Origin of the sequence: Novipirellula sp., assembly GCF_041583735.1 — a bacterium.
Classification (GTDB): Bacteria; Planctomycetota; Planctomycetia; order Pirellulales; family Pirellulaceae; genus Novipirellula.
This window is the reverse complement of the sequence record NZ_JBFHFD010000328.1, coordinates 1-9,245: the sequence shown is the minus strand read 5'-3', so window position 1 is coordinate 9,245 and position 9,245 is coordinate 1. Positions and strand designations below refer to the sequence as shown.

At 55.3% G+C, this 9,245-nt stretch carries 5 protein-coding genes; 2 read left to right on the top strand and 3 right to left on the bottom strand.

Annotation, left to right across the window (positions count from 1 at the left end; all coding sequences use genetic code 11):
* Nucleotides 1–107: 107 nt before the first annotated feature.
* From ABX962_RS21350 to ABX962_RS21340, 3 genes are all read right to left on the bottom strand, one after another.
* Nucleotides 108–1,205, bottom strand: coding sequence for a DUF1570 domain-containing protein (locus tag ABX962_RS21350; RefSeq protein WP_372722121.1), 1,098 nt, complete (start codon nt 1,203–1,205; stop codon nt 108–110).
* 365 nt (nt 1,206–1,570) lie between these two features.
* The gene (locus ABX962_RS21345) at nt 1,571–3,673 is read right to left on the bottom strand and encodes an alpha/beta hydrolase family protein (protein ID WP_372722120.1); all 2,103 of its coding nucleotides are present in this window, start codon (nt 3,671–3,673) and stop codon (nt 1,571–1,573) included.
* 92 nt (nt 3,674–3,765) lie between these two features.
* Nucleotides 3,766–5,265, bottom strand: coding sequence for an ABC transporter permease (locus tag ABX962_RS21340; protein WP_372722118.1), 1,500 nt, complete (start codon nt 5,263–5,265; stop codon nt 3,766–3,768).
* A gap of 185 nt (nt 5,266–5,450) precedes the next feature.
* Between ABX962_RS21340 and ABX962_RS21335 the strand changes: the two genes are divergently transcribed.
* A complete protein-coding gene (locus ABX962_RS21335) occupies nt 5,451–7,178 on the top strand; it encodes an ABC1 kinase family protein (RefSeq protein ID WP_372722116.1) in 1,728 nt (575 codons plus the stop codon).
* Between the two features lie 78 nt (nt 7,179–7,256).
* The coding region (locus ABX962_RS21330) for a DUF1592 domain-containing protein (protein ID WP_372722114.1) at nt 7,257–9,245 on the top strand (1,989 nt) is incomplete at its 3' end.

Genomic DNA, 9,245 nt, shown 5'->3' with positions numbered 1-9,245 from the left:
TTACCAACGCATTCCGATGCCCGAGCGGATGTTTGTCCCAAGTCTCTTTTAACCCGAGACTCGTTAACCCGTGCGGAAATCCGCCGCCAGCGATTGCCGCAAACTCTTTAGCGGACGCGTCGCATGTAGGTCAGGAATTGCTTGTCAAGCTTTTCGAGTGTGGTATCGAACGCCGTTTCGAACATCGCGATCCGTTCGCGTTTGCTCAATTCCACTAGCGGTTTGACTTGGCTGAGCTGCCGCAGGTATTTGACGAATTCTTCTCGCTGCGTCTTGAGTAAAAAATAGGTCAGCGCCCAACCTTCGCCATAAGCATCGGCGGCGGTGGCGGGGCTGCGGAATCGTGAGTCATCGGCAATCAGCGTCGCCAGCGATTCATCGGGCCGGCTCGGTAGATAGCTGTTCCAACGTGCCAGGTTCTTTTGGTTGACGCGTCCAATGCCACGCCAGCCTTTGGAGTTGTGGCGGTCGGGGGATTCAAAGAACATTGCCAAGCCTTCGCTGACCCACATCGGGTTGTCGGCAAAACGCCGCTGCAGCCCACAGTTGTAGGCGAGTTGATGAGTCGCTTCATGAATGATCGTGGCAATATTTCGCTCCCAATTGGGAACGTTGAACGTTGTCATCCGGTTGCTGGCGAGATGGTAATAACCAATCACCGAATTTGCGGATTCGCCAATTTCACCTTTCGCATGTTGCATGAACGAATCGTGATCATCCAACAGCAACGCGACCAAAGGAAATCGTGGTTCGGGCAGATCCCATCGTTGGTTTTTCCAGTAGGAAAAGAAGCCGCGATACAATTGCTCGAACAAACTGCCGACCAACCTCGCATGATTTTCGTCGGTGTTGTGAACGATCAAATAGTTTGCCGTTTGATAGACCGAAAACCCCGCCGGCATCTCCTTCGTCATCCTCTGGATCATCTGCTCGTCACTGATTGGGACGAGAGGTTCAGAGTTGCTCGTTCGCTTGACCAAATTTTCGGGCTGGATCGTCCAGATGCGTCCGTCATCTCCCTGAATCAACAGCCCCCCGTCTTGCGCCTCGAGCAATAACTCGCCCACTACCGTTCGGGTCGCGGCGGTGCCATCGGAATCCGTTCCCTGTTTAAATTCAATCGTCTCAAATGCCAGCAAATTGCCGGTGCAGAGCAAAATTAGGGCAGTGGTGGTGAGCAGAAGTTGAGTAACGGTTTGACGCATCCGTGACATATTCCTTCGAGGAGCTTGACGACGAGCAGCGGGAGCTTGAATTGCGAGCCAATCAAGCGATTCCCAACTCATTGTAGTCGTCACAACGCCAATCTTGCCAGAGAACGACCTCAAGTTACCAATCCCCCCGCTGAAACGCCGGCTTCAACGCAACGCAGTGAAGCATATAGGGGCGGCAAATTACGGTATTTGCGTTTCGTAGCTACGCTCGCCGGCGCGTGGATTGTTGGCGGCAAATGCGAACCTCCACCTTCTGGCGAAGGTCGCTACCAGGAAATCGTTCATGTCGTTGGGTGCCCAGGCTTTGAGCCTGGGAAGCAGTAGTCGCGTTCAGCGAGAATTGCCCAAATCCATCGTCAATTTGGCGGCACTTCAGAAAAGGTGACGCTTGCGTCGTCCTGCTCAAACGCAGAAAACTCGCGTTTCCATTGCCCGGTATTGCTTCCGCTTAGTTCTATCTTTTTCACGCGACCGGCTGCCATCGATGCAATTTCGGGCATTTCGGTAAACCGGCTGATGTTCAGCAAATCGGGAGCGTCACGGTTACTCAACGGCAGATCGGTCAGTGCGAGCTGGGTGACGCGGTTGTTGAAAAGGGAGGCCAGCAGCGACCAGTGGGCGGCGTCCCCGTTGCCGCGGAGCGTTAATTCCGCGTTTTCGAAGGGTGATAACGCCTCCATTGCCTGCATCGTTCGCATGACGTCATAGATCTGCATTGACGCAGCGGTTTGGCCGAGCAACATGAAGCGGCGGCGGATGTGAGTCCGTTTTACGGGATCGCGAGTCCATTCGGTTAACCCTACCCCGCGAGGAGCAACATAGACCGTCGGTATGGTTGCTGAGTCGTCTTGCAACCGTTTCCACTGGTGTGGGGCGGGCGTGACGCCGGGAAGCGTGTCCGGCAAGTGGACGGCCAATCCAGCCGCCACGCGCTGCCATGTTTGTTGGTCCAGTACGACTACGTTTACCGATTTCGCCTCCTTTGATGACTTCGGAGTCACCGCGAACATCGTCAATCGGTAGGGTGACTGCGACGTGTACTCGATCGCCGCCACTTTCATTTCATCAACTTCTCGCTCGGCGATCGTTTTAGTATTGAGTGAATCTGCGACTACGGGCCAACCGCCAAATGTTTTGCTTTTTAATGACGACATCCATTGATCACGCTGTTGCGATGTCACTTTGCTGCGTTTGCCAGCAGTATCGGACGACTCTTTGGGCACGAATGTTTCATGGATTGTGGTCACGCGTTCGTCCGATGGTAATGAATCGAAAACCTTTAGCTGCTGGATGTCAAACAGCGGCGTTGCGGTTTTGTCAATCAGTTCGTTGTCAGCTCGCAGATGGCGATTGAACCAACGAAACGCGTGAATGCGAAGTTCCTGAGTGTCGGTGTGCGGGCCCTCGGTGATGTGTAACCCAATGTTTTTTTCCTGATCGTAAAGCTTGTAGATCGAACGCACTTTGCTGTAGACATCGACCACTCCATCGAGTGGGAAAATCGTGTCCTTATCGGTGTTCGAAATCAACAGCGGACGTGGTGCGATCAGCGCGGCGACCATCGGATAGTCCCAACGATAGGTGTTGACCATGTACATGCAATCGCAATGACCTTCGACACACCCATCGACGACATGATTTTTGAGCGATGTGATGCCGGCAACCGGGACGGCGGCTTTGACGCGTTCGTCCAACGCCGCGATGTACCACGAATAGGCACCGCCTCCGCTGCGACCGGTGACACCGATCCGTTCGCCATCGACTTCGGGACGGGATTGCAAGTAATCCAATGACCGGATGCCGTTCCAAGCTTCCACACCGGCGGGGGTATAGCCGCGGTTATTCCACCACCATGCTCCTTCGCGATACGTGCCGTGATGAATCCCTTCGATTTCGCCTAACTGGATCGTGTCGATGGTTAAGCAGACATAGCCGTTACGAGCGAACCAGCCGCCGTGATATTGGTAGTAGGTTTTGTTGCCATAGCTGATTCCGTCCTTCTTTACTTTGCCATGACCGCAAACGTACAGGATCGCTGGCAGCGGGCCGTCTTGTTTCGCGGGGCGGTAAAGATTGCCCGTCACGTACACTCCGGGCATCGATTGGAATTGGATGTTTTCGACAACCACGTCCTCGGCAGTCGCCGAACCGGTGACCACGGGCGACAGCGGCGTTCGTTCGGGCAGCGGTGAAAGCCCAAGCATCTCATGCAGTTGATCGCGGTAACCTTGACGACGGTCTTCCCAGTCCTCGAGCGTTTTGATTTCTGCAAACGCGGCTGCCGAGATCGTTTCGGTTTCGCGGCGAAAGTACTCGTCAACCCATTGATCGCCGTGGCTTGTATCGACGATCGTCTCGGATGCTGTGTTTTGCGCAGAATCACGCCGATCGTTTGCCGTAACGTGCGACGTGAAAACAAGGATGCCAAGGGCAAACGCAGTGCGAATTTGGAAATGCATGGCGAGTCGGACCAAGGAAGGATGGGATCGAGCGAGACAGCGTGGCTAGACGAGCGTGGGACACTTACCGGAGGAAGTCTATACACCACGCGTCAATTGATTCTAGCAGATCGGAAGCGGGTCAAGGTGTGGATCATTGTGATACCGAGGCCGATGAAGCCCAAATACCACAATGCCAACGCCGCTTCCTGATAACGAGCTCCACTATGCAATAGTCCAAACAAGCGAGTCCCCACGGTCGAAACCCCCGGCGGGGCGACCGGCAACGTGACCGGAACGTCGCCCGAGGCGATGATGCCGGCGGTCAGGATAGCGATCGCTACGCTGCGGGCCATTAATCGGCGGTCGATTTGCCAGATACGGCGGCCAAGACTCAGGTCCAACCGGGCACTGAGCCACACGTGATCGGCAATGCCGTGATACCCCGAACGCAGAATCCAATACGCAATCGTGCTGGCGCGGACCGACATCGCCAACACCGTCGGCAGGATCGTCATCTCATACAAAAAGCGAAAACCGGGGACCGGAGCCTGAAACATTTGGACGATCAGCATCCCGATCAATGGGCCGGGGATACAAAACAGAATCACCGTGCTTGCATCCACCAGGAATTCGAAACGGGAATGTTGGCGTCCGACTGCGGCGAGCGGCCAAGCGACGAGAGTCGCAAAAATGCCAGTGCAAACTCCGAGCATCGTGGTCCATTGATACTCCGCTGAAAACGTTTTCGGAGCGGCAGCCAACTCGTGCACCGCCCGCGAGATCGACCAATGGGCAATCCGCTGATCGCCATCAATGATCACGTCGTGCCCCACCTTGGCCATCAACCCCGTGACCGGCATCACGATCATCAACAAGGTGCAGAACGCTAAAATTGAACATGCGACAATCCCCTCGCCACGCGAAGGTCGCTCGAACAGGGCCGATGGTGTGTGCCCGGCCAAGTGCTCGCCGCGATAGTCCGGTTGTCGCCTGCCGATGCGACGCAGGAGCACGGTGATCATCGCCACTGCAAAACCAAGAGGCAGCGCTGTAGTGGCGGCGATCGAGGTCCGATTGGGATCGACCGCGTACAGCAAATAGAACTGATCGGCGATGGTGCGATATCCATACAGATCCACGACGGTCATTTCGGTCGCGGCAAGCGAAGCGTTCAGGATCGTGGCGGCTAGCACCCACGGCCACGCAAGCGGCAATTGAATCGTCCACCAACAACGCAGCGGTGTGGTGTCAATTGAGGCATTTTCGAGGATCGAAACGGGCACACGCGAAGTCCCGTGCCACGTGGCGATCGCGACGATGGCGGCGCCAAAAATGCTATGGATCCATCCGCAGGCAACCAGGCCTGCGAACCCGCCCCAGGAGCGCGTTGCCGTTTGAGTCAGCGGCAACCAGCCGAACTTTCCTGCCGTTGCTTCCCAGGCAGCCGCGTGCAGGATCATGGGAATGGCAATCGCTGCGATCGCCACCATAATGAACGCCCTGGCGACGGCTCGCCCCGATCTTCCGCTGCGGGCCAGCGTCGCCGCAGCCCAGGCTGCGGGGATGCCAATGCCGAGCGAACCAACGATTGTGACGGTTATGAGCCGCAAAGTCGATAAAAGCGGTTCCCACCAATCCAAAGACAAGATCTCCTGGCAAACAGCGAATGGATTTATATCGTTTCACATTAGAATGGTGTGAATGTAACAAAGTCCCCCTGGCTAGTGGGACTCGTTCGCGTGTTTGAGTGTTTGTCAGCCTCCTTTCTCTCCCTTATCGGCGTTTCGTTTTGTTAATGAAAATCACTGCCATCCCGCAGCTGTATCGCAATTTGAAGCGGTGGCGAGAGATCTTGGCGGTGCTGCGTCGGTATGGTCTGGCCGATTGGCTGAGCCGTTATCAGAGTTTGCCGTTTCGTGATTCGTTCAAAGATTCAAGTGGGGTGCCGCTGTCCCAATATTCCAGCGAAGAACGGGTGCGGATGGCGCTGACCGATCTCGGCCCCACCTTTATTAAGCTAGGCCAGATCTTGGCGGCCCGACCCGATATCGTCGGTCCGCAACTTGGCCACGAGCTCAAACGGTTGCGTGCCGATGTTCAGCCCGATGCGATCGAGAAAGTTCGCGAGACACTCACCATGGAATTGGGCGAACAGTATCTGAGTCAGTTTCAATTCATTGACCCCAAGCCCCTCGCGACCGCATCGATCGGACAAGTCCATCGAGCGACCTTGAACGATGGACGACGTGTCGTAATCAAGGTCCAACGCGCCGATATCGAGCGGACGGTTCGTCAAGACATGGAAGTGCTCGGGGGGCTCGCCCAGCTCGCCGAGCGTGTGGAAGGTTTCGCCGCTTGGGGGCCATGCCAAATGGTCTCCCAAATGTCCACAATGCTGCAGCGTGAACTGGATTTTGGCCGCGAACGACAAAACCTCGAAGTGTTTGCCGAGATGCTTTCATCGCAAAGCACGAAGGTCGTCATTCCCAAACCGGTACGCGAGCTCTGTACCCGCCGCGTGTTGGTAATGGACGAATTGGCAGGTGAGCCGCTTTCCAAAGTGCTTTTGGAGAGCCATCACGGTGGCGTGTTGACGGTCGATGCTTGTTTGGACGGCGAGCGACATCAGCTTTCTGAATCGATCGCCCGCATTTATCTCACGATGATCTTTGATGAAGGCTTGTTTCACGCGGACCCTCACCTCGGAAACCTGTTGTTACTCAGCGACGGACGGTTGGGAATTCTCGACTTTGGAATGGTGGGTCGCATCGACGAAACGCTTCGCGAAAGCATCGAAGAGATGATGGGCTGTATCGCCACCGGCGACCAGAATCGTTTGACCCGGTTGATTCGCCGCATCGGGGATGCCCCTCCGACGCTTGATGAATCATTGCTGGCGATTGACGTCGCCGAGTTCGTGGGGACCTATGGCCGGCAACATTTGAGCGACTTTGATTTGACTGGTGCGCTCAACGAATTGAGCGATATTCTGCATCGGCACGTGATTAAATTGCCCAGCCAATCGGCGCTGCTGTTGAAAATGTTGATTTCGCTCGAAGGAACCCTGCGAGAGCTCGGTGCCGGATTTGATTCGTTGGATATCGTTCATCAATTTGTTCGCAAATCGATGCTGCGACGGTTGAGTCCGCGACGACGAGTACGTCAAGCACGCCGGATCTATCTGGAAGCGGAGCACTTTTTCGAAGTCGTGCCTGACGAAGTGCTGACGCTACTACAACAAGCACGCCGTGGCGAAATGCGGCTGACCTTGGAACATCAACGGATCGGGCCGACGGTGAACCGGATGGTGCTGGGGTTGATGGCCAGTGCGGTCTTCCTAGGATCTTCCCTGCTGTTGGCGATGAAGGTGCCCCCCCTGCTGTTTCCCGAGCAATCGGTGTTGGGCATGAAAGAAATGAGCATCTTCGGCTTGGTGGGCATGATGATGAGCTTTTCCGTGATGATGTGGCTGTTGCTTGCGATCAATCGCAGCGGCCATTTGACCCGCAGCAACGAAGATTAATTGCCATCGCTACAGAATATTTCTTATAATGATGCGTCAACCCACCTGCGCCCCCCAAATCCCACCCTGCGAGTACGAATGATCGAGTTCGTTTTTAATACGAGCACGAATCGGCCTCTTCATGCCGTTCTGCGAATCAGTCGGATCGTTGTCGCGATCTTGTCTCTGTCGGTTTGCGTCGCCGCGGAGGAGGCGTCAAGTGAAGCGAAGTTTCGTGATGGATTAGCGCCATTTCTTCGCACCTACTGTGTTGACTGTCACGATTCGGGCAGCGAGTTATCGTTGGTCGATGACGACTCGGCAGCCAAGATTCAGTCGAATCGAAATATGTGGAAACGGGTGATGGCGCAAGTCCAGCTAGGCAGCATGCCGCCCGAAGACGGCGAGATGATGGACGCGCCGACGCGTCAGCGAATGCTGACCTTGATCGATGAAGTCGCCAACGCCGTTAACTGCGTGCAAAATCCGAATGCAGGAAAGGTGGTTTTGCGTCGATTGAATCGCGTCGAATATCGAAACACGATCAAAGATTTGACGGGCGTTGACTACAAACCGGCTGCTGGATTCCCCGGTGACGACGTGGGATATGGCTTTGACAACATTGGCGATGTGCTTTCGTTGCCACCGATCTTGTTAGAAAAATATCTCGACGCCGCCGAGACGATTTCTGGGGAAACGATTCGCACTCCGCTGCCGCCACGTATCTACGAAGTCGATGTGGCCGCGACGGCGTTGGCCGGAGCGGATAAGTACAAACGTGGTCACCGGATCAGCATGTCCAGCCACGGTTCGGTGACGCTTGAAGTGGAGGCTCCGTTCACCGGACAGTACACGTTGACGCTTTCCGCTGGTGGAGATCAGGGCGGCGATGAACCGGTAAAAATCAAGGTCGATGACGGCAGGAAAAGCCAAGTCGTTGATATTCCTAGTGAAAAGATGGAGAAGTATGAGGTCGAGTTTCGTCTGATCCGCGGCACGCGAAAAATCGAGATCAGCTTTATCAACGATTTTTACGTTGCGGGAAAAATTGATCGCAACTTTCATCTCTATCACGTGCATGTGTTTGCTCAGGAGGAATCGTCGCTGCCGGTTTCCGTGGGGGAGTTGCCGGCGATGCATAAGAAAATCATATTCACACGGCCGAGCAGTAAGATTTCGCCCGAGCAAGCGACTGCACAAGTGTTAGCGCCGTTGGCTAGCCGCGCGTTTCGACGACCGGCAACGAAAAGCGAAGTTTGGCGACTGACCGAACTTGCCTCGCAAGTACGTGCCGATGGAGGAAGTTTTGAAGAATCGATCCAGGTGGCGCTCCAGGCTATTTTGGTGTCGCCGCACTTTTTGTTTAAAGTCGAGCAGCACGCGGCGGCAGATGCATCGGGAGAACTGCCGCTGATAAGCCAGTACGAATTGGCGACCCGGATTTCCTATTTCTTGTGGAGCAGTATGCCCGACGACGAGTTGTTGTCGTTGGCACGTCAGGGCAAGCTCCGCGACCGCCGCGAATTGCTACGCAAAATCGGCGACATGATTGTTGATCCCCGCGCGAATCAATTTATTGAAAACTTTGCCGGGCAATGGCTGCAGCTTCGCAACCTCGACAATGTCGATCCCGACAAGCGTCAATTTCCTGAATTCGATGACGAGATGCGATACTTGATGCGGCGTGAAACGCTGACTTTCGTTGCCGCAGTGATGCGAGGAAACTTGCCTGTGACGGCGCTGCTGGACGCCAAGTTCAGTTATCTGAACGAGGATCTGGCAAAATTCTATGGAGTCAAAGGGGTTACCGGGCCCGAGTTCCGCAAAGTCTCGCTCGAAGGCACTCCGCGCGGTGGATTGTTAACGCACGCAAGTGTGTTGACCGTGACCAGCAATCCGACGCGAACCAGTCCTGTGAAGCGGGGCAAATGGATTCTCGACAACCTACTCAATACGCCGCCGCCTCCTGCACCGCCGAATGTTCCCGAGTTGGACAAAGGGAAATTGAGCGGGACGCTGCGTGAGCGGATGGAGCAGCATCGCGAAAACCCCGCCTGTGCCGCTTGCCACAACATGATGGATCCGCTT

Excerpts from the sequence above, each read along its gene's own strand:
- ABX962_RS21350 (WP_372722121.1), bottom strand. The coding sequence starts at position 1,205 with ATGCGTCAAACCGTTACTCAACTTCTGCTCACCACCACTGCCCTAATT.
- ABX962_RS21345 (WP_372722120.1), bottom strand. The coding sequence starts at position 3,673 with ATGCATTTCCAAATTCGCACTGCGTTTGCCCTTGGCATCCTTGTTTTC.
- ABX962_RS21335 (WP_372722116.1), top strand. The coding sequence starts at position 5,451 with ATGAAAATCACTGCCATCCCGCAGCTGTATCGCAATTTGAAGCGGTGG.